Here is a 21,888-nt window from a genome sequence, read left to right as displayed (position 1 = left end):
GGGCTACTTTCCGATGCAGAAATCCCCGAACACCACATCAAGCACTTCTTCAACTCCGACGCGCCCGGTCAGCCGCCCCAGCGCCCGCAACGCCGCCCGCAGCGCTTCCGATGCCAGTTCCGGCAAGGGTGCCGCTTCCGCGTCCCGCAGCCAGGACACGGCCTCGCCCAGCGCCGCACGATGGCGCGGCCGGGTGAGGCCCGCTTCCGCCGTCAACCCGGCGCGGTCGGCGGCCAGTTGCTCCAGGCGCTGCCGCAGCGCTTCCATCCCCTGCCCTGTCATGGCGGACACGGCCAGGGCCGGCAGCCCGGATGGCGGTGGGGCCAGATCGCATTTATTGGCCACCACCAGCGTCTCCGGCGTCACCAGGGCCAGCGTCGCGGCATCCGGCGGCACGTCCGACGCGAAGACGGCGAGGAGGAGGTCGGCTTCTTCCGCGCGGCGCCGGGCTCGGCGCACGCCTTCGGCCTCGATCTCGTCCGGCGTGTCGCGCAGCCCGGCCGTGTCGGCGAGCCAGACCGGCACGCCGCCGAGATCCAGGCGAACCTCCACCACGTCACGGGTGGTGCCCGCCCGGGCCGAGACGATGGCCGCCTCGCGCCCAGCCAGGGCATTCAGCAGGGAGGATTTGCCGGCATTGGGTGCGCCCAGGATGGCGACCCACAGGCCTTCGCGCAGCCGCTCGCCGCGCCGGCCATCCGCCAGATGCACCTCGATCTCCCCGGCCAGGCTCGCCGCCGCTGTTCTGACTTCCGCCTCCAGGGTGGTGGGGATGCCATCCTCGGCGAATTCGATGGCAGCTTCCTGATGCGCCAGCATGCGGAGCAGCCGGTCCGCCCACCCCGCGTAGCGTGCGGCGAGCGCCCCGCCGGCCTGGCGCAGCGCCTGGCGCCGCTGGGCGGCCGTCTCGGCCTCGATCAGGTCTGCGATGCCCTCGGCGGCGGTCAGGTCCATGCGGCCGTTCAAGAAGGCCCGCCGGGTGAACTCGCCCGGCTCGGCCGGACGCGCGCCGCAGACCAGCAGCGCCGCGGTGACCCCGTCCAGCACCGCGCGTCCGCCATGGAGGTGCAGCTCCGCCGCATCCTCGCCGGTGTAGGAATGGGGGGCCGGGAACCAGAGTATCAGCGCCTCGTCCAGCAGCTCGCCGTCCCGGGGATCGCGCAGCCGCCGCAGGCTGGCCCTGCGCGGCTTCGGCAGCCCGGCGGCCAGCCGGGCCAGGATCGCACCGCTCCCGGGCCCGGACAGGCGCAGCAGCGACACTGCGGCCCGCCCGGCGCCCGAGGCCAGGGCGAAGATGGTATCGGCGCCGCTCATGGCTCAGCCCTTCGGCACCACGTCCCGCTCGGTCAGCATCAGCCGCCACGCGCGGCCGCCCTCCACCAGATGGGCCTGCAGGATCTCGTCGATGTCCTCGCGGGTTTCGGCGTGGTACCAGACGCCTTCGGGATAGATCACGATGGCCGGGCCGAACTCGCAGCGGTCCAGGCAGCCGGCTTGGTTCACCCGGACGCCGCCGATGCCGAGTTCCTTGGCGCGCGCCTTCATGTAGTCCTTCAGCTTCTCGCTGCCGCGGGCGGCGCAGGAGCCGCGCCGGTGGCCCTCCGCCCGCCGGTTGCAGCAGACGAACAGATGGGCCCGGAAGTAAGGCGGCGGATCGCCGGGCTCGCTTGCGGCCGGGGTCGGCGTGGTCTCTGTCACGAAGATGGCATCCTTCTGGCTGGCGGCGGCCTGCTCCCTCATCTAGCGACGCCTCGGCGCGCCGGCCAGCCGCATCGGCCACGCAGCCCTTGACGCTGCCCGCGGAGCGTGTCGAATCGCCCCTGATGCCTCAACTTTCCCTTCTCACCCCGCTCGGCGCGCTGACCCTGTCCGAGGAGGACGGCGCCATCGTCGCCCTGGACTGGGGACGCGGCCGCGACCAGGCCGAAACCCCGGTGCTGCTGGCCGCGCGCGAGCAGCTGCAGGATTACTTCGACGGCCAGCGGCTGGCGTTCGACCTGCCGCTGGCGCCCTTCGGCTCAGCCTATCAGCGCCGCGTCTGGGCCGCCCTGCAGCAGATCCCGCCTGGGGAGACCCGCTCCTACGGCGAGATCGCCCGGGGCCTCGGCTCCGTGGCCCGGGCCGTCGGGCAGGCCAACGGCGCCAACCCGATCCCGATCATCATCCCCTGCCACCGCGTGGTCGCCAGCGGCGGCCGGCTGGGCGGTTATTCCGGCGGCGAAGGCCTCGCGACCAAGACCTATCTTCTCGAACTGGAGCGCCGTGCAGGGCGCCAACAAGGAACCCAGCCATGATCCATGCCATCCGCATCCACGAGCATGGCGGCCCCGAGAAGATGCTGTGGGAGGACGTGCCGCTGCCCGCCCCTAAGGCGGACGAGGTGCTGGTGCGCCACGAGGCCGTCGGACTGAACTACATCGATGTCTATTTCCGCAACGGCCTCTACAAGCTGCCCTCGCTCCCGGCCACGCTGGGGATGGAGGCGGCCGGGGTGGTGGAGGCGCTGGGCAGCGAGGTGACCGGCCTCGCCGTGGGCGACCGCGTCGCCTACGCCATGGCGCCGATCGGCGCCTATGCCGAGGCCCGTACCCTGAAGGCCGACCGGCTGGTGAAGCTGCCGGATGACATCGACACCCGCACCGCCGCGGCCATGATGCTGCAGGGCATGACGGCGCAATACCTGCTGCGCCGCACCTTTCCGGTGAAAGCGGGAGACACCATCCTGGTGCATGCGGCGGCCGGCGGCGTCGGGCTGATCATGTGCCAGTGGGCCAAGGCGCTGGGCTGCACGGTGATCGGCACCGTCTCCACTCCGGAAAAGGCCGCCCTGGCGCAAGCCAATGGCGCAGCGCATGTGCTGATCCCCGGCCAGGACGACCTGCCGTCACGCGTCAAGGAGATCACCGGCGGCGCCATGCTGCCCGTGGTCTATGACAGCGTCGGCAGGGACACCTTCATGACCTCGCTCGACTGCTTGGCGCCGCTCGGCATGATGGTGTCCTACGGCAATGCTTCCGGTGCGGTGCCGCCGATCGACATCGGCGTGCTGGCGGCGAAAGGCTCGCTGTTCCTGACCCGCCCGACCCTGGCCACCTACACCGCCCGCCACACCGATCTGGTGACCACGGCCACCGATCTGTTTTCCGTGGTGCAATCGGGCGCGGTAAAGATCCAGGTGAACCAGAGCTTCGCCCTCCGGGACGCGGCCGAAGCGCACCGTGCCCTGGAAGCACGCAAAACCACCGGGTCGACCATTCTGCTGCCCTGAGCAGCAGGGCGGAACGCTGGCCGTTCCCGTGCGGGCCCAGGCCCGCCATCCGGTTCCCGGCCATGGTGGAGCCGCCCGGCGCGCCGCCGCGCCGGGTGTCAGCCAAGGCTGTCCGAGGTGACGGGCCAAGGCGTGGGCGGCGATCCGCGAAAAGGCCAGGCTAGCGGCCGCGCCGTCATCCCGTGCGATCAGGCGTGACGTAAGCCATCCCCTGGTCCGGGGAGATAATAGCGGTAGCGGTAGATCTCCCGCAGCCCGAGCGATTCATACAGCGCGCAGGCGGAGGCGTTCGCGGCGGATACCTGCAGCCATCCCGTGGCTCCGCCCTGGCCGGCGGCCCAGGCGGCCGCCGCAGCCAGGAGCCGCCGCGCCATGCCCTGGCGGCGGAACTCGGGACGCGTGGCGACGTCGAAGAAGCCGGCGAGGCGGCCATCCAGGGATAGCTGGCCGGAGACGGCAGCCTGGCCATCCGTCCCTCGCAACACCATCCAGGCCGCGGGCACCATCATCATTCCGGCGGCCTGCCGCTTCTCGGCCCGACGCTCCGGCGTCTGGTGATCGGCGGTGGACAGGACTGACAGCCATTCGTCATCCGGCGCGGGCTTCACCTCCAGCGCCGCATCCGCGGCTGCGAAGGCCGCCAGCGGGCCGGCCATGACACGGGATTCCTCCGTGGCATGGTAGCCGCGCGCCAGCAGGGCTTCCTGCAGCCCGGGCGGATCCAGCGGCGTGGAGCGGAACCGGACCGGCAGGCCGAGGCGGGCATAGGCCGCTTCGATCCGGTCCAGCCGCGGGGGCAGCCCGGGATCCGGCAGCGGATCGACGGCACTGACCGCGTTGGCACGCCCCGTGCCGCCCAGAAAGGCGCGCATCAGGAAGGGCCCATCGAAGCCTGTGCGCAGCGCCGGCACCGCAGTGTGGGAGGCGCGCTCCAGCTCGGCCACCGAGACGCCCTGCCAGGAATGTGCGTTCATTCTGTTCCCCGTTTCCTGGCCGCGCAGCCTACTGCCGGGCACCGCGATGAACAGGCACCGAGCCCCGCGAAGCCTGCAGGGGTTGGCGGCATGGGAAGCGGGGCTGACCGGGCATGAAAAAGGCCAGGGGCGTTGCCGCCCCTGGCCTGGTTCCGCGACCGGAGGAAGCCCTCAGGTGTTCATGGCGTCGAAGAAATCCTGGTTGGTCTTGCTGTACTTCAGCTTGTCCAGCAGGAACTCCATCGCGTCCTGCGTGCCCATCGGGTTCAGGATGCGGCGCAGCACCCACATCTTGGTCAGGGTCGGCCGGTCGATCAGCACTTCCTCGCGGCGGGTGCCGGATTTGGCGATGTCGATGGCGGGGAAGACGCGCTTGTCGGACAGCTTGCGGTCCAGGATCACCTCGGAGTTGCCGGTGCCCTTGAACTCCTCGAAGATCACCTCGTCCATGCGGCTGCCGGTGTCGATCAGCGCGGTGGCGATGATGGTGAGGCTGCCGCCTTCCTCGATGTTGCGGGCGGCGCCGAAGAAGCGCTTCGGCCGCTGCAGGGCATTGGCGTCGACGCCGCCGGTCAGCACCTTGCCCGAGGAAGGCACGACGCTGTTGTAGGCGCGGCCGAGGCGGGTGATCGAGTCGAGCAGGATCACCACGTCTCGCTTGTGCTCGACCAGACGCTTGGCCTTCTCCAGCACCATCTCGGTGACCTGGACGTGGCGGGTCGCCGGCTCGTCGAAGGTGGAGGCCACGACCTCGCCGCGCACGGTGCGGGCCATGTCGGTGACTTCCTCGGGCCGCTCGTCGATCAGCAGCACCAGCAGGAACACGTCCGGGTGGTTGGCCGAGATGGAGCGGGCGACGTTCTGCAGCATCACCGTCTTGCCGGTGCGCGGCGGCGCCACCACCAGGGCGCGCTGCCCCATGCCGATCGGCGCCACCAGGTCGATGACGCGCGGCGTGAAGTCCTTGTGCGCCCCCTTGGCGACGCTCTCGAACTCCGGGTTCTCCATCTTCAGCCGGCGCGTCGGATAGAGCGGGGTCAGGTTGTCGAAGTTGATGCGGTGCCGCAGCGCCTCGGGCGGCTCGAAATTAACGGTGTTGACCTTCAGGAGGGCGAAGTAGCGCTCGCCATCCTTGGGGGCGCGGATTTGCCCTTCCACCGTGTCGCCGGTGCGCAGGCCGAAGCGGCGCACCTGGGCAGGGGAGACATAGATGTCGTCCGGGCCCGGCAGGTAATTCGACTGCGGGGAGCGGAGGAAGCCGAAGCCGTCGGACAGGATCTCCAGCGTGCCGTCGCCGTGGATCGCTTGGTCGTTCTCCGCCAGCTGCTTCAGGATCGCGAACATCATGTCCTGCTTGCGCAGGATGGAGGCGTTCTCGATCTGCAGCGACTCGGCAAACGCCAACAGGTCGGAGGGGCTTTTGGCCTTGAGTTCAGACAGGTGCATAGGTCGGACGCGTTCCGTTCCGGCGGGGAGCAGTGGGACGTCTTCCGCGGCGGATCCCGCAGATCATCGCCGCGCTCACGCAGCGGCGGACTTGTCCCGAAAGAAGAGGAGGGAGCCTCAGCCCCGGACCCAGCGCAAGCTTGCTCCAGGGCCTTGACGAGAAGCGTCATCACGCTACGGGGGCATTCCCCCTCACGTCAATGGGCAAATGGGGAATTGTGTCGCCACTTCAAGGTTTTTACCGCCACCGGCCGCGCCGAAGCCTCGGCCGGCCTCCTGCAGGGGGCCGGATCAGAACGGCCGCACGATCACCATGACCACGATCAGCACCAGCAGCAGCGTCGGCACCTCGTTGGCGATGCGCCAGTAGCGCTCGCTGCGCCTCCGCTCGTCGCGGGCGAAGCTCTTGCGGGCGGCGGCGAGGTGGCCGTGAAAGGCCGACATCAGCAGGAAGCCCAGCATCTTGCCGTGCCACCAGCCGGCCGACCAGTCGATGATGCCGGGGGTCAGCACCAGGGCGATGCCGAAGATCCAGGCCGCCGCCATGGCCGGGTTGATGATGGCGCGCAGCAGCCGCCGCTCCATCACCTTCAGCATCTCGCTCTGCGGCGAGCCGACCGGCGCCGGCACGTGGTACACATAGAGCCGCGGCAGGTAGAACATGCCCGCCATCCAGGCGAACACCGAGATCAGGTGCAGCGCCTTGGTCCAGGGATAGAAATTCGCCAGCACGTCCACGGTCATGCGTGGATCCCAAGAAGGGCGGGCAGCTCGGCCATCTGGCGGAAGGGCTGCGCGCCCTGCGCCGCCAGCAGCGCCGGCTCCAGGTCGCCGGCGAAGGCCAGCACGCGACAGCCGGCGGCGATGCCGGCCCGGATGCCGGGCAGGCTGTCCTCGATCACCACGCAATCCTTGGGCGCGGCACCGCAAGAGCGGGCGGCCGCCTCGTAGATGTCCGGGTGAGGCTTCGGGCGGTCCACATCCTCGAAGGAGAAGACGCGGCCGGCGAAATGCTGCCCCAGGCCGAGCCGCCCCAGCTTCGCCGTCAGCTCGGCGCGGGAGGAGTTCGAGGCGCAGGCCACCGGAAAGACCGAGGCCACGGCAGCCAGCGCCTCGGGCGCACCCTCCACCGCGATCACCTCCGCAGCCATGCGGGCGGTCAGGCGGCGCGACAGGGCGGCCGGCCAGTCATCGGGCAGGCGGCCCCACCGCGCCTCGATCAGCGCCACCATGTCGGGCACGGCGCGGCCCAGGAAGATGCGCCGCGACTCGGCCGGGGTGATGGGCCAGCCGCGCTCCGTCATGTCCTCGGACACCACGGCGGCGGCCAGGGCCTCGCTGTCGGCCAGCACGCCGTCACAATCGAACAGCACGGCCGAGGGGCGCGGGTCGAGCGGCGGCATCAGGCCGCGGCCTGCTGCTGGCGCGGCGCCTTGGCGTGCGGGCAATCACCATGCACCTTGGGGCATTGCCGGGCCCCGGCAAAGGAGCACAGGGTGCGGCCGCCATTCTGCGCCCGCCGCACCAGCTCGGCCAGCGCACCGATGAAGGCCGGGTCGCTGTTCTGTGCCGGGACGCGGAAATAGCCCTTGAGGCCCAGCTTGTGCGCCAATTCCTTGTATTCGACGTCCAGCTCCACCAGCGTCTCGGAATGCTCCGACACGAAGGCGACGGGGTGGACCAGCACCGCCACCCCGTCCTTGGCCGCCTGCTCCAGCGCCATCTCGGTGGAGGGGCCGATCCATTTCTGCGGTGTCACACGGGACTGGTAGCAAATGCCATGGTCCAGCTCCTCGATGCCGAGGTGGTGGATGATGGCGCCGACGCTCTGCTCCACCTGCCACTGGTACGGATCGCCCGCCTTGACGATGCTTTCCGGCAGGCCGTGCGCCGAGAACAGGATGCGCAGCCGCGTCGCCGCGGGCAGGGCGGCGCGCGCCTCGTCATAGGCGCGGCGGACAATGGCGGCGGTGGCACGGGCGAAGCCGTCGTCGGAATGCCAGCAGCATAGGGTGCGGGTCGGCAGGTCCATCCCGATGCGGGCGCAGGCCGCCATCCAGTCCTCGACGGAGGAGCCGGTGGTGGTGGTGGAGTATTGCGGGTAGAGCGGTAGCAGCAGCACCTCCTCCGCCCCCCAGTCCCGCACCTGCTTGGCCGCCGCGTCGGCGAAGGGGTGCCAGTAGCGCATGGCCACGAAGCAGCGAATATTCGCCTGCCACCCCGGGACCTCCTCTCCTGGCGTTTGCCCCCCTGGCGTTTCCCTCGCCAGCGCCGCTTCCAGCGCCTGGGCCTGGGCCACCGTTAACTCCAGCAGCGGCGACTTGCCGCCAATGATGGCGTAGTTCTCGCTGGCCGCCTTGGTGCGGCGGGCGGCAATGAACTTGCCCAGCAGCGGCCGGATGAACCCCGGCACCCGCAGGATGGCGGGGTCGGTGAACAGGTTCTCGAGAAAGGGCCGCACCGCCTCGGGCCGGTCGGGACCACCGAGGTTGAACAGCACAATGGCGAGCTTGCGCGGGGCAGGACGGGGGGATGCGGACATGCGCAGGAGATGCCTATGCTTGCCGCACTGCGCAAGATCGCGGCTAGGCCCGCGGTTAGGGTTTATGGCAAATCGTTTCCTTGTTTGCGCGGCGACGCAGCCCTAGGTGGTGACGCGAACGCCCGTGCGGGCGGCCAGAACGACCGAACAGAATGGCTCCGTAATGAACGACCAGAACTCGCCCGAGAAGAACCCGCCCGTCGAACTGCCGACACCGGCCGATTTCCCGGAGAGCGCGGCCACGCAGCCCCTGCCCGAGCAGCCGGCCGACGCCATGGCCCGCATCGCGGAGCTGGAAGCCGAACTGGCCCAGCTTCGTGACCGCTGGCTGCGCTCGGAGGCCGAGATGCAGAACCTGCGCACCCGCACCAAGCGGGAAGTGGACGATGCCCGCGCCTATGCGGTGCAGAAATTCGCCCGTGACGTGGTGGAGGCGGCCGACAACCTGCGCCGCGGCCTCGACGCCCTGCCTGCCCCGGAGGCCGGCGAGGCCGAGCTGCTGACCAAGCTGCGCGGCGGCTTCGAGGGGGTGGAGCGTGCCTTCATCTCCATCCTGGAGCGGAACGGCGTCGCCAAGCACGATGCCACCGGCAAGCCCTTCGACCCGGAGCTGCACCAGGCGATGGCGCAGCAGCCGCCGCCGGAAGGCGTGGCCGCCGGCACGGTGATCCAGGCCTGGACCCCGGCCTGGACGCTGAATGGCCGCCTGCTGAAGCCCGCCATGGTGGTGGTGGCCGGCGAGGGCGTGTCGGAGACCGCCTGACCGGCCGCGGCGCCCCTGCACATTTTTTGCGCAGTGATACAGCTCGCCCTTGTCCGGCGGCGCGTGGCTCAATACATCGCTGTTGCAGCCGTCCAAGGATCGGATGGCTTCCCCTTTCCTACCCCAGCCTGCTGAGCACGGGGGTGGGCGCGGCGCCGGAGCGAAGGGCCGCCCTCACCCGCCAAAAGGAGAACTCGGATGAGCAAAGTGATCGGCATCGATCTCGGCACCACCAATTCCTGCGTCGCCATCATGGAAGGCGGCGACGTGAAGGTGCTGGAGAACGCCGAAGGCGCGCGCACGACGCCGTCCATGGTCGCCTTCGCCAAGAATGGCGAGCGTCTGGTGGGCCAGGCCGCGAAGCGCCAGGCGGTGACCAACCCGACCGATACCCTCTACGCCGTGAAGCGCCTGATCGGGCGCCGCTTCGATGACGCGATGGTCAAAAAGGAAGCGGGCCTCGCCCCCTTCAAGATCATCCGCGCCGACAATGGCGATGCGTGGGTGGAAGCCGGCGGCCAGAAGCAGGCGCCGCAGCAGATCAGCGCCAACGTGCTGACCAAGATGAAGGAGACGGCCGAGGCTTATCTCGGCGAAAAGGTGACGCAGGCCGTCATCACCGTTCCCGCCTACTTCAATGACAGCCAGCGCCAGGCCACCAAGGAAGCCGGCGCCATCGCCGGCCTCGAGGTGCTGCGCATCATCAACGAGCCGACGGCGGCCGCCCTCGCCTATGGCATGGACAAGAAGGCCACCGGCACGATCGCGGTCTATGACCTCGGCGGCGGCACCTTCGACGTGTCGATCCTGGAGATCGGCGACGGCGTGTTCGAGGTGAAGTCCACCAATGGCGATACCTTCCTGGGTGGTGAGGATTTCGACCAGCGCGTGATCGACTACCTGGCCGATGAGTTCAAGAAAGAGAACGGCATCGACCTGCGGTCGGACAAGCTGGCCCTGCAGCGCCTGAAGGAAGCCGCCGAGAAGGCGAAGATCGAGCTGTCCTCGGCCAAGCAGACCGAGATCAACCTGCCCTTCATCACCGCCGACGCGTCCGGCCCGAAGCACCTCGTGCTGCAGCTCTCCCGCGCCAAGCTGGAAAGCCTGGTGGACGACCTGGTGCAGCGGACGCTGGAGCCCTGCAAGCTGGCGCTGAAGGATGCCGGGCTGAATGCCGGCGAGATCGACGAGGTGATCCTGGTCGGCGGCATGACCCGCATGCCCAAGGTCATCGAGGCGGTGAAGACCTTCTTCGGCAAGGAGCCGGCCCGCAACGTCAACCCGGATGAGGTGGTCGCCATCGGTGCCGCCATCCAGGGCGGCGTGCTGAAGGGCGAGGTGAAGGACGTCCTGCTGCTCGACGTGACGCCGCTGTCGCTCGGCATCGAAACGCTGGGCGGCGTGTTCACCCGGCTGATCGACCGCAACACCACGATCCCGACCAAGAAGAGCCAGACCTTCTCCACCGCCGACGACAACCAGACCGCGGTCACCATCAAGGTGTTCCAGGGCGAGCGCGAGATGGCGGCGGACAACAAGCTGCTGGGCAATTTCGATCTGCAGGGCATTCCGCCCGCGCCGCGCGGCGTGCCGCAGATCGAGGTGACCTTTGATATCGACGCCAACGGCATCGTGTCGGTGTCCGCCAAGGACAAGGCCACCGGCAAGGAGACGCAGATCAAGATCCAGGCTAAGTCCGGCCTGTCCGACGCCGACATCGAGCGGATGGTGAAGGACGCCGAGGCCCATGCCGAGGAGGACAAGAAGCGTCGCGAGGCCGTCGAGGCGAAGAACCAGCTGGAAGCGCTGATCCACACCACGGAGAAGTCGCTGAAGGACAACGCCGAGAAGGTTCCGGCGGCCGAGAAGGGCGAGGCCGAGGCGGCGATCTCCGCGGCGCGCGAGGCGCAGAACGGCAGCGATGTCGACGCCATCCGCGCGGCGACCGAACGTCTCTCGGCGGCGGCCATGAAGGTGGGCGAGGCCATCTACAAGGCAACCCCGCAGGAGGGTGCGGCCGAGGCGGCCGGTGGTGCCTCCTCCAGCGGGCAGCAGGGCCCGGCGGGCGAGAAGGTCGTCGATGCCGAGTTCGAGGACGTGGACCCGGCCAAGAAGAAGCCGGAATAAGGCGTCCAGCCACGCGCTGATTCGCTGGCGCCCGGTTCCGGTCATGGAGCCGGGCGCATCTTCGTTCCGGAGCTTGGGAGACAGGCCGAACCATGGCCAAGGGCGATTACTACGACACGCTCGGCGTCGGCCGGGATGCCGGCGAGGACGAGCTGAAAAAAGCTTATCGCAAGCTGGCGATGAAGTTTCACCCGGACCGCAATCCGGGCGACAAGGCCGCCGAGGCGAAGTTCAAGGAATTGAACGAAGCCTATGACGTGCTGAAGGACGCGGAGAAGCGGGCCGCCTATGACCGCTATGGCCATGCCGCCTTCGAGGGCGGCGGGCCGGGTGCGGGCGGCGGCGGCGGCAGCCCGTTCGGCGCCGGTGGCTTCGAGGACATCTTCGCCGAAATGTTCGGCCAGTTCGGCGCCCGCCGCCCCGGCGGCAACGGCGCCGCGGCGGCCGGGCGCGGCGCCGATCTGCGGCACCAGGTGGAGATCTCGCTCGAGGACGCCTTTGCCGGCGTCAAGAAGCCGATCCGCGTGCAGACCAGCGTGCAGTGCGATGCCTGCGACGGCACCGGCGCCGAGGGCAAGTCCCAGTCGGCGCAGACCTGCACCACCTGCGGCGGGGCTGGCAAGGTGCGCGCCCAGCAGGGCTTCTTCCTGATCGAGCGCAGCTGCCCGACCTGCGGCGGCACCGGCCGCGTGATCAAGAATCCCTGCAAGGTGTGCGGCGGCGCCGGCCGCGTGCAGCGCGAGCGCAACCTCAACATCACCATCCCGCCCGGGGTGGAGGACGGCACCCGCATCCGCCTCTCGGGCGAGGGCGAGGCCGGGCTGCGCGGCGCGCCGGCGGGCGATCTATATGTTGACATCTCGATCCGCCCGCACGCGCTGTTCCAGCGCGACGGCGCCAACATCTACGTCCGCGTGCCGCTGCGCATGACGCAGGCGGCGCTGGGCGGCGGGGTCGAGGTGCCGACCATCGATGGCGGCCGCTCGCGCGTCACCATCCCGGCCGGCACCCAGACGGGCGACCAGTTCCGCCTGCGCGGCAAGGGCTTCTCCGTGCTGCGCTCGGGCGCGCGGGGCGACATGTACGTCCAGGTGGCGGTCGAGACGCCGCAGAACCTGTCCGCCCGCCAGCGCGAGCTGCTGGAGCAGTTCGAGGGCGAGGGCGGCCAGGGCGGCAACTCTTCCCCCGAGAGCGAGGGCTTCTTCGCCAAGGTGAAGGAGTTCTGGGACGGCCTCGGCCGGTAGGCCGCGTCCGCAAGAGGTCCCGGGGCGGCGAAAATCGTCCCGGGGCCTCTTCTCTTTTCTTTCAGGAGAAAGAAGATGCGGCCGGGAAATGATGTTCCCGGCCGCTTTTCATCCCTGCCAAGGAATTCGTGCTGCATGACCCTCCGCATCGGCATCGCCGGGATCACCGGCCGGATGGGGCAGTTGCTGTCCGAAGAGGCGGCGGCCTCCGGCGCCCTGGTCGCGGGCGGCATCGGCCGTTCCGGCGATGCGGAGGCGCTGTTCGCCGCCAGCGACGTGGTGATTGACTTCACCAACGCCCTCACCGCCGAACGCCATGCTGAGCTGGCCGCCCGCAGCGGCAAGCCGCTGGTGCTCGGCTCCTCCGGCCTGTCGGCGGCGCAGGAAGCGGCGGTGGCGGAGGCCGCCCGGACGGTGCCCGTGGTGTATGCCGCGAATTTCGCCCCCGGCGTCACCCTGCTGTTCGCCCTGGCCGAGCGCATGGCCGCGGCCCTGCCGCCCGAGCAGTACGATGCCGAGATCGTCGAGATGCATCATCGGCAGAAGGTTGACGCACCCTCCGGCACCGCCATTGCCCTGGGCCGCGCGGTGGCGCGGGGCCGCGGCCAGACGCTGGAGGAGGTTGGCATGGAAAGCGGGCGGAACGGCCATACCGCCCCGCGCGGCACCGGCCCGATCGGCTTCGCGGCGCTGCGGGGCGGCCAGGTGGTGGGGGAGCACACCCTGCTGTTCGCCGCCGGCTCGGAGCATATCGCGCTCACCCACCGCTCCTTCGACCGGCGGGTCTACGCCACCGGCGCTGTTCGCGCCGCGCACTGGGCGGTTGGCCAGCCGCCGGCGCTGTACGACATGAAGCATGTGCTCGGGATGGGCTGAGGGGCCCGCCGGCCGGACCCGGGGAGCCGCGAGGGCATGGCCGGGCGCCGTGGCTGGCGGCTTTTCCCGCGGGGAGCGGCCCCTGCCCTGCCCCAGCCAATGCTTGACCCCCCGCCTCGCAGTTGCGAAACAGCCCCGCCGCATTCTGCGGAGGATCTGCCAGGCCGGGGCGAACCGGTCGCCACCGCGACAAGAGGACGATAAGGCCATGCGCGACAAGGGCGAGTACCTGTTCACTTCGGAATCCGTTTCCGAGGGTCACCCCGACAAGGTTGCCGACCGCATCAGCGACACGGTGCTGGATGCCTTTCTGGAGGCCGACCCGTATGCCCGCGTGGCCTGCGAGACGCTGGTCACCACCAACCGCATCATCCTGGCCGGCGAGACCCGTGGCCCTGGCAGCGTGACGCATGAGCTGCTGGCGCACCTGGCCCGCATGGCCGTGCAGGACATCGGCTACGATCAGGAAGGCTTCTCCTGGCGCAATGCCGAGGTTTCCGTGCACCTCCATGCGCAGTCCGCGCACATCGCGCAGGGCGTGGACGCCGCCGGCAACAAGGATGAGGGCGCCGGCGACCAGGGCATCATGTTCGGCTATGCCTGCACCGAGACGCCGGACCTGATGCCGGCGCCGCTGTATTATTCCCACCTGATCCTGCGCCGCATCAGCGAACTGCGCCGCTCCCGGGACAAGATGGTGGCCGGCCTGCTGCCGGATGCCAAGTCGCAGGTGACGCTGCGCTACGTGGATGGCAAGCCCGTGGGCGTGACGTCTGTGGTGGTGTCCACCCAGCATGAGGAAGGCCTGACGCAGAATCAGGTGCGCGAGCTGGTGCGCCCGATCATCGTCAGCAGCCTGCCGGATGGCTGGAGCGTGCCCGAGGACGAGCTGTATGTGAACCCGACCGGCACCTTCGTGATCGGCGGCCCGGACGGCGATTGCGGCCTGACCGGGCGCAAGATCATCGTCGACACCTATGGCGGTGCGGCGCCTCATGGCGGCGGCGCGTTCTCCGGCAAGGACCCGACCAAGGTGGACCGCTCGGCCGCCTATGCCTGCCGCTACCTGGCCAAGAACGTGGTGGCCGCCGGCCTGGCCGAGAAGTGCACCATCCAGGTGTCCTACGCCATTGGCGTGTCCAAGCCGCTGTCGGTGTATTTCGACCTGCACAACACCGGCCGTGACGTGGACGAGGCCAAGCTGGCGCGCGTCGTCAACGACATGATCAACCTGTCGCCGCGCGGCATCCGCGAGCACCTGCACCTGAACCGCGCGATCTATGCGCCCACCTCGGCCTATGGTCATTTCGGCCGCACGCCGGATGAGGAGAAGGGCACCTTCACCTGGGAGCGGACCGACCTGGCCGCCGAGCTGAAGCGCGCCTTCAACCGCTGATCCGTGGAAGGGGCGCTGCCCCTTCCGCATCTCTTCCGCCAGGATCCTGAGGTTCCGGGCTTCCATCGAATGGCGGGGTCCGGGGGTGGTGCGGTCGTTCCGGCGGGGTTTCCACGGGAGCGGCGCTCCCCTGGCCCTGGTTCAGAGTGTTCGCCATGACCGACACGCCTCCCTCCGTTCCCGACCGGCTGTACGGCCGACGCCGGGGCCATCCGCTGCGCCAGCGCCAGCAGATCCTGCTTGACGTCACCCTGCCGCGCCTCGCCCTCGATCCGGCCGACCCGCTGGGCTCGTTCCAGGTGCGGCCCGAGGAGTTGTGGCTGGAGGTCGGCTTCGGCGGCGGCGAGCACGCCCTGGCGCAGATCGAGGCACATCCCCGGGCCGGGCTGATCGCCGCGGAAGTGTTCGAGAACGGCATCTGCTCCCTGCTGACCCGCATCGTGCCGGAGGGAGGCGAGGCCACGGCGCCGCTGCCGCCCAATCTGCGGCTCTGGACCGAGGATGCGCGCCGCCTGCTGCGCAGCCTGCCGGAACGCAGCCTGTCCCGGCTGTTCCTGATGTTTCCCGATCCCTGGCCCAAGGCGCGGCACGCCAAGCGGCGCTTCGTTCATCCCTCGATCCTGCCGGTGCTGGCGCGGGCGCTGCGGCCGGGCGGCGAGTGGCGCATCGCGACCGACGACCCCACCTACCAGGACTGGGTGCGCGAGGTAATGGGCGCCCAGGACATGTTCGAACTGGAGTCGCTGGCCGAGGCGCGGCCGCAGGGCTGGCCCGGCACCCGCTATGAAGCCAAGGCGCTGCGTGAGGGGCGGCACCCGCTCTACTGGATCTGGCGTCGCCGCGGCTGATTTTCGCGCCAAGGCTGAAGCTTTCGCGTGGCGCGTGGGTCACGCATCTCAAAATCATCGAGGTGCCCTGCAATTTGGCGTTGACCGCATTTCGATGATCACGACAACGTGTGCGCCCATGGATGAAACCCGCCCACATTTCCCCAGGCAGGAAGCTGGCCGCCGCGGCGCCGAGGCGTTGATGGCCGAGCGTGGCGGCATCCTTCCGTGGTGCGGCCCGGCCTGCATCGCCCTGGCCATCGGCTCCTCCTACGCGATCGCCTGCGCCCTGCTGCGCACCGTGGCACCGGAGCGCTACGCCCCGGAAGCCGAGATCGCCACGACCTATTGGCGCGACATGGTGGCGGCGCTCGATCATGCCGGCGTGCCGGCGTCGCCGCGCGCGGTGGAAGGCCGGCCCACCCTGCTGCGGCTGGTGCGGCAGGGCGGGCTGGAGCCCGGCTTCTATCTGGTGCGGGTCACCGACCATTTCCTGCTGCTGCGCGTGCATGGCTACGGCCTCGCTGAAGTGCATGACAATCGTCTGTCGGGCGAGGTGCTGACCACGCGCACCCACGGGCTGTGCCGGGTCACGCATCTGGCGCGACTCGGGAGCTGACGCGGCTTTTCTTGTCTTCGCCGGTGGCGGAGACTATATGGCTGGCACAACATCTTCGCTGCACAGTCAGGGGGGTGGCCTTAACGGGCCGCCTTTTTTGTTTTTGGAAGACGATTCTCCGCTGCACGAGGGCCTTGAGGCCCGCATCGCCGCCGCCATCGAGCCGACGCTCGCGGCCATGGGCTACGAGATCGTGCGCGTGCTGATTCAGGGCAAGCAGACGCCAACGGTGCAGATCATGGCCGATCGCGCCGATGGCGTGCCGGTCGGCGTCGCCGATTGCGAGAAGATCAGCCACGCCGCTGGCGCCGTGCTCGACGTCGATGATCCGTTCACCGGCGAATGGAACCTCGAAGTGTCGTCGCCCGGCATCGACCGGCCGCTGACCCGCACCAAGGACTGGATGCGCTTCGCCGGCCACATCGCCACCGCGGAGATGAGCATCCCCTTCGAGGGCCGCCGCCGCTTCCGTGGCAAGATCCTCGGCGCCGACGAGGGCACGGTGCGACTCCGGCTGGATGACGGCAGCGATGTCGCCCTGCCCCGCCCCGACATGCGGCGCGCCAAGCTGGTGCTGACTGATGAACTGATCGCCGCCACCGCGGCTGATGCCGCCCGCGCCCGGGCCGAGAATCCCGGCGAGGCACCCGACTCCGATGGGGGCGACGAACCGCCCCTCGCCAAGAGGAACTGAGGACCATGGCCGCAGACGTCGCCATCGCTCGCCCAGAGCTGCTGCAGGTCGCCGAAGCCGTCGCCCGCGAGAAGATGATCGAGCGGGACGAGGTGCTGGAGGCGATGGAGCAGGCCATCCAGAAGGCCGGCCGCGCCAAGTACGGGCACGAGAAGGACATCCGCGCCGTCATCGACCGCCGCTCCGGCGAGGTGAAGCTGAGCCGGTGGACCGAGGTGGTCGAGCAGGAGCCGGTGGAGAACGAGGCGACGCAGATCCCGCATCGCATCGCGCAGAAGATCAAGCCCGGCATCGCGGTGGGCGAGTTCATCGTGGACCCCCTGCCGCCGATCGATTTCGGCCGCATCGCCGCGCAGACTGCCAAGCAGGTGATCGTGCAGCGCGTGCGCGAGGTGGAGCGCGGCAAGCAATTCAACGAATACAAGGATCGCGTCGGCGAGATCATCAACGGCGTCGTCAAGCGCACCGAATATGGCAACCTGATGGTTGATCTCGGCCGCGCGGAAGCCCTTCTCCGGAGGGACGAGACCATTCCGCGCGAAGCGTTCCGCAACGGCGACCGCGTGCGGGCCTACATCTATGACGTGCGCGAGGAGCCGCGCGGACCGCAGATTTTCCTGTCGCGCACGCATCCTGGCTTCCTGGCCAAGCTGTTCGCGCAGGAAGTGCCGGAGATCTACGACGGCATCATCGAGATCAAGGCGGTGGCCCGCGATCCGGGCTCGCGCGCCAAGATGGCGGTGATCTCGCGCGACAGCTCGATCGATCCCGTGGGCGCCTGCGTCGGCATGCGGGGCTCCCGCGTGCAGGCCGTGGTGGCCGAGCTGCAGGGCGAGAAGATCGACATCATTCCCTGGAGCCAGGAAAACGCCACCTTCGTGGTGAACGCCCTGGCCCCGGCCGAGGTGTCCAAGGTGGTGCTCGACGAGGACACCCGCCGGGTTGAAGTGGTGGTGCCGGATGACCAATTGTCGCTGGCAATCGGGCGGCGTGGCCAGAACGTCCGCCTCGCTTCCCAGCTGACGCGTTGGGACATCGACATCCTGACCGAAGCCGAGGCCAGCGAGCGGCGCCAGGAAGAGTTCCGCAAGCGCACCGGCCTGTTTGTCGAGGCGCTGGACGTGGACGACGTCATCGCCGGGCTGCTGGTGAGTGAGGATTTCTCCTCCATCGAGGAGCTGGTGGATGTTCCGGATGACGACCTGGCCGAGATCGAGGGCTTTGACGAGAACGTCGCTGCCGAGCTGAAGCGGCGCGCCCAGGCCTTCCTGGACCGCCGCGAGGAAGAGCTGGACGAGAAGCGTCGCGCGCTCGGCGTCGAGGACGCGGTGGCCGAGGCCGGCGGCTTCAGCCCGGCCATGCTGGTGACGCTGGGGGAGAAGGGCGTGAAGACGCTCGACGACCTCGCCGACCTCGCCGCCGACGAGCTGATCGAGATCCTCGGCGCCGAAGCCGTCGACGAGGACACCGCGAACGCCATCATCATGGCAGCGCGCGAACATTGGTTCGCGCAGGAGAATGCGGATGAAGCCCCGGCGGCGACGCCGGACGAGGAGAAGACCGACGACCAGTAACGCGGATATCGCATCCGAACCCGCCACCGAGGACGGCACGCCGGAGCCGGAGCTGAAAGGCCCGCTGCGGCGCTGCATCGCGACGCGGGACACGCTGCCCAAGGAAGCGATGATCCGCTTCGTGCTGGGGCCGGATCGGATGGTCGTGCCAGACCTGGCGGGGCGCTTGCCCGGCCGGGGAATGTGGTTGAGCGCGCGGGCCGATGTGCTAGAACGCGCGCTGAGCCGCGGCGCCTTTTCCAGGGCTGCACGCGGACAGGTGCAGTTGCCCCCAGACCTTCGCGCACAGATCGAGACTGGCCTCAGGGGTCGCATTCGCGACCAGGTGGGGCTGGCGCGCAGGGCCGGGCAGGCGGTGTGCGGCTTCCAGCAGGTGCGCGAATGGCTTCAGGCCGGGCGGGCAGCCGTTCTGGTGGAAGCGGACGATGGGAGCCCCAGCGAGCGGGCGCGGGTGATCGGACGGCACAAGGTGCCGGTGATCCTGGCGGTTGGTGCTGGGGATTTGGGTTCGGTATTCGGAAGGGATCATGCAGTGCACGTGGCGATAGCCCCCGGACGGATCGCCGAGATGCTGCTGCAGGAGGCGGGCCGTCTGGCCGCCGTCTCCGGCATCACGAGCGGAGCGGGGTCGTGAGCCCGCAACGGCTCGCGATGAGGATTGATGGCACAGAACGGATCGGGTTCAGGCGAACGAATGAGCGACCAGAATGAACAGGACGCGGCCAAGGGCCGGCTGAGCCTCCGCCCCGGCGGACGCTTGGAGCTGGGGAAGACGGAGGCTGCTGGCACGGTGCGCCAGTCCTTCAGCCATGGTCGTGGCAAGACCGTGCAGGTCGAAGTGGTGAAGAAGCGGGCCGCCGGCCCGGGTGCGCCGGGGGCCAAGCCCGCCGGTCCGCAGGCCGCGGGTCCGCGTCCGGCCGGTGGGCCGCAGCGCAGCGCAACCGGCCCGTCGCGCAGCGGCGGTGGCGGGGCGACCCCCGGTCGCCCGCTGAACCAGGCGGAGCAGGCCACGCGCCTGCGCGTGCTGGAGGAGCATCGCCGCCAGGAAGCCCAGCGCCAGCGCGAGGAGCGCGAGCGTCAGGCCCTGATGGTGCGCAGCGCCGCCGAGGAAGCCGCCCGCAAGGCGGAAGAAGATCGCCGCGCCGCCGAGGAAGCTGCGGTGCGCGCCGAACAGGAAGCGCGCGACCAGGCCGAGGCAGAGCTTCGCCGCAAGGCCGATGAGGAAGCGCGCCGCAATGCGCCGCCGCCGCCGCCCCTGGCAGCGGCGCGCCCCGGCCCCATTCCCAGCACCGCCCGCCCGGCGGCGCCGCAGCGCCCGATGGGCCCGCGCCCGGCTGCCGGTCCCGGTGGCGCCGGAGCGGTGCGGCGTCCTGCCGCGCCCGGTGCCGCTGCTGCTCCGGCCGCGGCGCCGGCTGCCGCCGCGCCGCGCCTGACGCTGCGCGGCCGTGACGAGGGGAGCGAGGAAGAGCGCCGCAGCCCCGTGCGCCGTCCCGGCGGTGCAGGTCCGCTGGCGGCCAAGAAGCCCGTCCCCGCCCCGGCCCGCAAGGCGCCCTCGGGTGGCGACCGCCGCCGTGACGGCCGCATCGACGTGGCCGCCGCGATCGAGGGCGACGACGACCGCAGCCGTTCCATGGCCTCGGTGCGCCGTGCCCGCGAGCGTGAGCGCCGGCAGCAGGAGCTGCAGCGCCTGCGTTCGGACGGCGTGAAGGTGGTGCGCGACGTGGTGGTGCCGGAAGTCATCACCGTGCAGGAGCTGGCCAACCGCATGGCCGCCCGTGGCGGCGAGGTGGTGAAGGCGCTGTTCCGCATGGGCGTGATGGCGACGCTGACCCAGACCATCGACGCCGACACGGCGGAGCTGGTGGTCAACGAGTTCGGCCATCGCGTGCGCCGCGTCTCGGAATCCGATGTCGAGCAGGGGCTGGAAGGCACCGTCGACAGCGACGAGCAGCTGCTGTCGCGTCCGCCGGTCGTGACCATCATGGGCCATGTCGACCATGGCAAGACCAGCCTGCTGGACGCGTTGCGCAAGACCGACGTGGCCGGCCGCGAGGCGGGTGGCATCACCCAGCACATCGGTGCCTATCAGGTGACGGTGCAGGGCGGCCAGAAGGTCACCTTCATCGACACGCCGGGCCACGCTGCCTTCACCGCCATGCGCGCCCGCGGCGCCAGCGTGACGGACATGGTGGTGCTGGTGGTGGCGGCCGATGACGGCGTGATGCCGCAGACGATCGAGGCGATCCACCATGCCAAGGCGGCGAACGTGCCGCTGATCGTGGCGGTCAACAAGATCGACAAGCCGGGTGTCAACCTCGACCGCGTGCGGCAGGAATTGCTGCAGCACGAGATCGTGGTGGAAAGCCTGGGCGGCGACACTATGGAGATCCAGGTGTCCGCCACCAAGGCGATGAACCTCGACAAGCTGCTGGAAGCCATCCTGCTGCAGGCCGAGGTGCTGGACCTGAAGGCGAACCCGCATCGCGGCGCCGAGGGCACCGTGATCGAGAGCAAGCTCGACAAGGGCCGCGGCCCGGTGGCCACGGTGCTGGTGCAGAAGGGCACGCTGCGCCAGGGCGACATGGTGGTGGCTGGCGCCGAGTGGGGCCGCGTGCGCGCCATGCTCGACGACAAGGGCCGCCAGTTGAAGGAGGCCGATCCTTCCCTGCCGGTGGAGATCCTGGGCCTGTCCGGCGTTCCGGCGGCGGGCGAGCAGCTCTCCTTCGTCGAGGATGAGGGCCGGGCGCGCGAGATCAGCGAGTTCCGCCAGCGCAAGCTCCGGGAGAAGCAGGCGGCCGCCGCCGGTGCCGCCCGCGGCACGCTGGCCGACATGATGGCCCGCGTCGCCGCCGGCGAGCAGAAGGAAGTGGCCGTCGTCGTGAAGGCGGACGTGCAGGGCTCGGCCGAGGCGCTCGGCGTGACCCTGAACAAGCTGTCGCGCGACGAGGTCAAGGTCCGGGTGCTGCATTCGGCGGTCGGCCAGATCACCGAGAGCGACATCCAACTGGCGAAGGCGTCCAACGCCATCGTCGTCGCCTTCAACGTGCGGGCCACCGGCCAAGCGCGGGAGATGGCGCAACGGGACGGCGTGGACATCCGCTACTACTCGATCATCTACGAAGTGGCGGATGACGTGGAGCAGCTGGTGCGCGGCAAGCTGGCGCCGATCCAGCGCGAGAAGTTCCTGGGCTACGCGCAGATCCTCGAAGTGTTCGAGGTCAAGCGCCTGGGCAACATCGCGGGCTGCCGCGTCACCGAGGGCGTGGTGCGCCGCGGTTGCGGTGTCCGCCTGCTGCGGGATGGCATCGTCATCCACCAGGGCGAGCTGGCGACGCTCCGGCGCTTCAAGGACGACGTCAAGGAAGTCACCAATGGCTACGAGTGCGGCATGAGCTTCGCCCACTACGACGCCATCAAGGTCGGCGACCAGATCGAGTGCTACGAGACCGAGACCGTCGCCGCGGTCTGACGTCAGCTGAAGGCCGGGGGAATGAACGCCCTCGGACCCTTTTCACCATCGGCCTGGCGGGTTTGTCCG

Annotated in this window: 20 protein-coding genes; 13 read left to right on the top strand and 7 right to left on the bottom strand. The window is 69.7% G+C overall.

The genetic code is table 11. The features are described 5' to 3' along the window. Window positions 1-3 precede the first annotated feature (3 nt). Both mnmE and D2K64_RS04765 read right to left on the bottom strand, forming a co-directional pair. Entirely contained in the window at window positions 4-1,314 is a 1,311-nt protein-coding gene (gene mnmE, locus D2K64_RS04770; RefSeq protein ID WP_120007066.1) for a tRNA uridine-5-carboxymethylaminomethyl(34) synthesis GTPase MnmE, read from the bottom strand. Window positions 1,315-1,317: 3 nt separating this feature from the next. Then, window positions 1,318-1,740, bottom strand: a complete 423-nt coding sequence (locus tag D2K64_RS04765; RefSeq protein WP_238384014.1) for a (2Fe-2S) ferredoxin domain-containing protein — start codon at window positions 1,738-1,740, stop codon at window positions 1,318-1,320. A gap of 83 nt (window positions 1,741-1,823) precedes the next feature. Between D2K64_RS04765 and D2K64_RS04760 the strand changes: the two genes are divergently transcribed. After that, on the top strand, window positions 1,824-2,294 hold the full coding sequence (locus D2K64_RS04760) for a methylated-DNA--[protein]-cysteine S-methyltransferase (RefSeq protein ID WP_120007308.1): 471 nt from the start codon (window positions 1,824-1,826) through the stop codon (window positions 2,292-2,294). Beyond that, a complete protein-coding gene (locus tag D2K64_RS04755) occupies window positions 2,291-3,268 on the top strand; it encodes a quinone oxidoreductase family protein (RefSeq protein WP_120007065.1) in 978 nt (325 codons plus the stop codon). The genes D2K64_RS04760 and D2K64_RS04755 overlap by 4 nt, the downstream gene beginning before the upstream one ends. 188 nt (window positions 3,269-3,456) lie before the next feature. On the opposite strand, the gene D2K64_RS04750 is transcribed toward D2K64_RS04755, so the two are convergent. The 5 genes from D2K64_RS04750 to hemH form a co-directional block, all read right to left on the bottom strand. Further along, window positions 3,457-4,242 (bottom strand): GNAT family N-acetyltransferase, encoded by a 786-nt coding sequence (locus D2K64_RS04750; protein WP_120007064.1) that lies wholly within the window; start codon window positions 4,240-4,242, stop codon window positions 3,457-3,459. A gap of 171 nt (window positions 4,243-4,413) precedes the next feature. Further along, window positions 4,414-5,688: a transcription termination factor Rho gene (gene rho / locus D2K64_RS04745; RefSeq protein WP_120007063.1), complete on the bottom strand. Its 1,275-nt coding sequence runs from the start codon at window positions 5,686-5,688 to the stop codon at window positions 4,414-4,416. Between the two features lie 291 nt (window positions 5,689-5,979). After that, window positions 5,980-6,432: a protoporphyrinogen oxidase HemJ gene (hemJ, locus tag D2K64_RS04740; RefSeq protein ID WP_120007062.1), complete on the bottom strand. Its 453-nt coding sequence runs from the start codon at window positions 6,430-6,432 to the stop codon at window positions 5,980-5,982. Further along, entirely contained in the window at window positions 6,429-7,091 is a 663-nt protein-coding gene (locus tag D2K64_RS04735) for an HAD family hydrolase (protein WP_120007061.1), read from the bottom strand. Before D2K64_RS04735 ends, hemJ begins: the two co-directional genes overlap by 4 nt. Beyond that, window positions 7,091-8,230, bottom strand: coding sequence for a ferrochelatase (gene hemH, locus D2K64_RS04730; protein WP_120007060.1), 1,140 nt, complete (start codon window positions 8,228-8,230; stop codon window positions 7,091-7,093). The genes D2K64_RS04735 and hemH overlap by 1 nt, the downstream gene beginning before the upstream one ends. A gap of 163 nt (window positions 8,231-8,393) precedes the next feature. Here hemH and D2K64_RS04725 point away from each other — a divergent pair, with 163 nt between their 5' ends. The 11 genes from D2K64_RS04725 (at window position 8,394) to infB (ending at window position 21,819) form a co-directional block, all read left to right on the top strand. Continuing rightward, window positions 8,394-8,993: a nucleotide exchange factor GrpE gene (locus tag D2K64_RS04725; protein WP_120007059.1), complete on the top strand. Its 600-nt coding sequence runs from the start codon at window positions 8,394-8,396 to the stop codon at window positions 8,991-8,993. Window positions 8,994-9,191: 198 nt separating this feature from the next. Continuing rightward, window positions 9,192-11,120 carry a molecular chaperone DnaK gene (gene dnaK, locus D2K64_RS04720; protein ID WP_120007058.1) on the top strand — a complete coding sequence of 643 codons (1,929 nt, stop codon included), beginning with the start codon at window positions 9,192-9,194 and terminating at the stop codon, window positions 11,118-11,120. 92 nt (window positions 11,121-11,212) lie between these two features. Beyond that, the gene (gene dnaJ / locus D2K64_RS04715; protein ID WP_120007057.1) at window positions 11,213-12,364 is read left to right on the top strand and encodes a molecular chaperone DnaJ; all 1,152 of its coding nucleotides are present in this window, start codon (window positions 11,213-11,215) and stop codon (window positions 12,362-12,364) included. A 135-nt stretch (window positions 12,365-12,499) separates the two neighbouring features. Further along, window positions 12,500-13,240: a 4-hydroxy-tetrahydrodipicolinate reductase gene (gene dapB / locus D2K64_RS04710; protein ID WP_120007056.1), complete on the top strand. Its 741-nt coding sequence runs from the start codon at window positions 12,500-12,502 to the stop codon at window positions 13,238-13,240. A 208-nt stretch (window positions 13,241-13,448) separates the two neighbouring features. Further along, a complete protein-coding gene (metK, locus tag D2K64_RS04705) occupies window positions 13,449-14,636 on the top strand; it encodes a methionine adenosyltransferase (RefSeq protein WP_120007055.1) in 1,188 nt (395 codons plus the stop codon). Window positions 14,637-14,791: 155 nt separating this feature from the next. Then, window positions 14,792-15,484 (top strand): tRNA (guanine(46)-N(7))-methyltransferase TrmB, encoded by a 693-nt coding sequence (trmB, locus tag D2K64_RS04700; protein WP_120007307.1) that lies wholly within the window; start codon window positions 14,792-14,794, stop codon window positions 15,482-15,484. A 118-nt stretch (window positions 15,485-15,602) separates the two neighbouring features. After that, the gene (locus D2K64_RS04695; RefSeq protein WP_120007054.1) at window positions 15,603-16,082 is read left to right on the top strand and encodes a hypothetical protein; all 480 of its coding nucleotides are present in this window, start codon (window positions 15,603-15,605) and stop codon (window positions 16,080-16,082) included. 103 nt (window positions 16,083-16,185) lie between these two features. Further along, the gene (gene rimP, locus D2K64_RS04690; RefSeq protein WP_370764355.1) at window positions 16,186-16,776 is read left to right on the top strand and encodes a ribosome maturation factor RimP; all 591 of its coding nucleotides are present in this window, start codon (window positions 16,186-16,188) and stop codon (window positions 16,774-16,776) included. A 5-nt stretch (window positions 16,777-16,781) separates the two neighbouring features. Next, window positions 16,782-18,350 carry a transcription termination factor NusA gene (gene nusA, locus D2K64_RS04685; RefSeq protein ID WP_120007052.1) on the top strand — a complete coding sequence of 523 codons (1,569 nt, stop codon included), beginning with the start codon at window positions 16,782-16,784 and terminating at the stop codon, window positions 18,348-18,350. Next, window positions 18,301-18,984, top strand: a complete 684-nt coding sequence (locus tag D2K64_RS04680) for an RNA-binding protein (protein ID WP_120007051.1) — start codon at window positions 18,301-18,303, stop codon at window positions 18,982-18,984. The genes nusA and D2K64_RS04680 overlap by 50 nt, the downstream gene beginning before the upstream one ends. A gap of 60 nt (window positions 18,985-19,044) precedes the next feature. Continuing rightward, window positions 19,045-21,819, top strand: a complete 2,775-nt coding sequence (gene infB, locus D2K64_RS04675) for a translation initiation factor IF-2 (protein ID WP_120007050.1) — start codon at window positions 19,045-19,047, stop codon at window positions 21,817-21,819. Window positions 21,820-21,888 lie beyond the last annotated feature (69 nt).

This window comes from Teichococcus vastitatis (assembly GCF_003604215.1).
GTDB classification, from domain to species: Bacteria; Pseudomonadota; Alphaproteobacteria; order Acetobacterales; family Acetobacteraceae; genus Pseudoroseomonas; species Pseudoroseomonas vastitatis.
This window is presented reverse-complemented; position numbering and strand designations above follow the sequence as displayed.

Coding starts and splice junctions, on each gene's coding strand:
- D2K64_RS04750 (WP_120007064.1), bottom strand. CDS start 4,242: ATGAACGCACATTCCTGGCAGGGCGTCTCGGTGGCCGAGCTGGAGCGC.
- dnaJ (WP_120007057.1), top strand. CDS start 11,213: ATGGCCAAGGGCGATTACTACGACACGCTCGGCGTCGGCCGGGATGCC.
- D2K64_RS04695 (WP_120007054.1), top strand. CDS start 15,603: ATGGATGAAACCCGCCCACATTTCCCCAGGCAGGAAGCTGGCCGCCGC.
- mnmE (WP_120007066.1), bottom strand. CDS start 1,314: ATGAGCGGCGCCGATACCATCTTCGCCCTGGCCTCGGGCGCCGGGCGG.
- metK (WP_120007055.1), top strand. CDS start 13,449: ATGCGCGACAAGGGCGAGTACCTGTTCACTTCGGAATCCGTTTCCGAG.
- D2K64_RS04680 (WP_120007051.1), top strand. CDS start 18,301: ATGAAGCCCCGGCGGCGACGCCGGACGAGGAGAAGACCGACGACCAGT.
- nusA (WP_120007052.1), top strand. CDS start 16,782: ATGGCCGCAGACGTCGCCATCGCTCGCCCAGAGCTGCTGCAGGTCGCC.
- D2K64_RS04755 (WP_120007065.1), top strand. CDS start 2,291: ATGATCCATGCCATCCGCATCCACGAGCATGGCGGCCCCGAGAAGATG.
- hemJ (WP_120007062.1), bottom strand. CDS start 6,432: ATGACCGTGGACGTGCTGGCGAATTTCTATCCCTGGACCAAGGCGCTG.
- infB (WP_120007050.1), top strand. CDS start 19,045: ATGAGCGACCAGAATGAACAGGACGCGGCCAAGGGCCGGCTGAGCCTC.
- rho (WP_120007063.1), bottom strand. CDS start 5,688: ATGCACCTGTCTGAACTCAAGGCCAAAAGCCCCTCCGACCTGTTGGCG.
- D2K64_RS04725 (WP_120007059.1), top strand. CDS start 8,394: ATGAACGACCAGAACTCGCCCGAGAAGAACCCGCCCGTCGAACTGCCG.
- D2K64_RS04760 (WP_120007308.1), top strand. CDS start 1,824: ATGCCTCAACTTTCCCTTCTCACCCCGCTCGGCGCGCTGACCCTGTCC.
- D2K64_RS04765 (WP_238384014.1), bottom strand. CDS start 1,740: ATGAGGGAGCAGGCCGCCGCCAGCCAGAAGGATGCCATCTTCGTGACA.
- dapB (WP_120007056.1), top strand. CDS start 12,500: ATGACCCTCCGCATCGGCATCGCCGGGATCACCGGCCGGATGGGGCAG.
- D2K64_RS04735 (WP_120007061.1), bottom strand. CDS start 7,091: ATGCCGCCGCTCGACCCGCGCCCCTCGGCCGTGCTGTTCGATTGTGAC.
- hemH (WP_120007060.1), bottom strand. CDS start 8,230: ATGTCCGCATCCCCCCGTCCTGCCCCGCGCAAGCTCGCCATTGTGCTG.
- dnaK (WP_120007058.1), top strand. CDS start 9,192: ATGAGCAAAGTGATCGGCATCGATCTCGGCACCACCAATTCCTGCGTC.
- trmB (WP_120007307.1), top strand. CDS start 14,792: ATGACCGACACGCCTCCCTCCGTTCCCGACCGGCTGTACGGCCGACGC.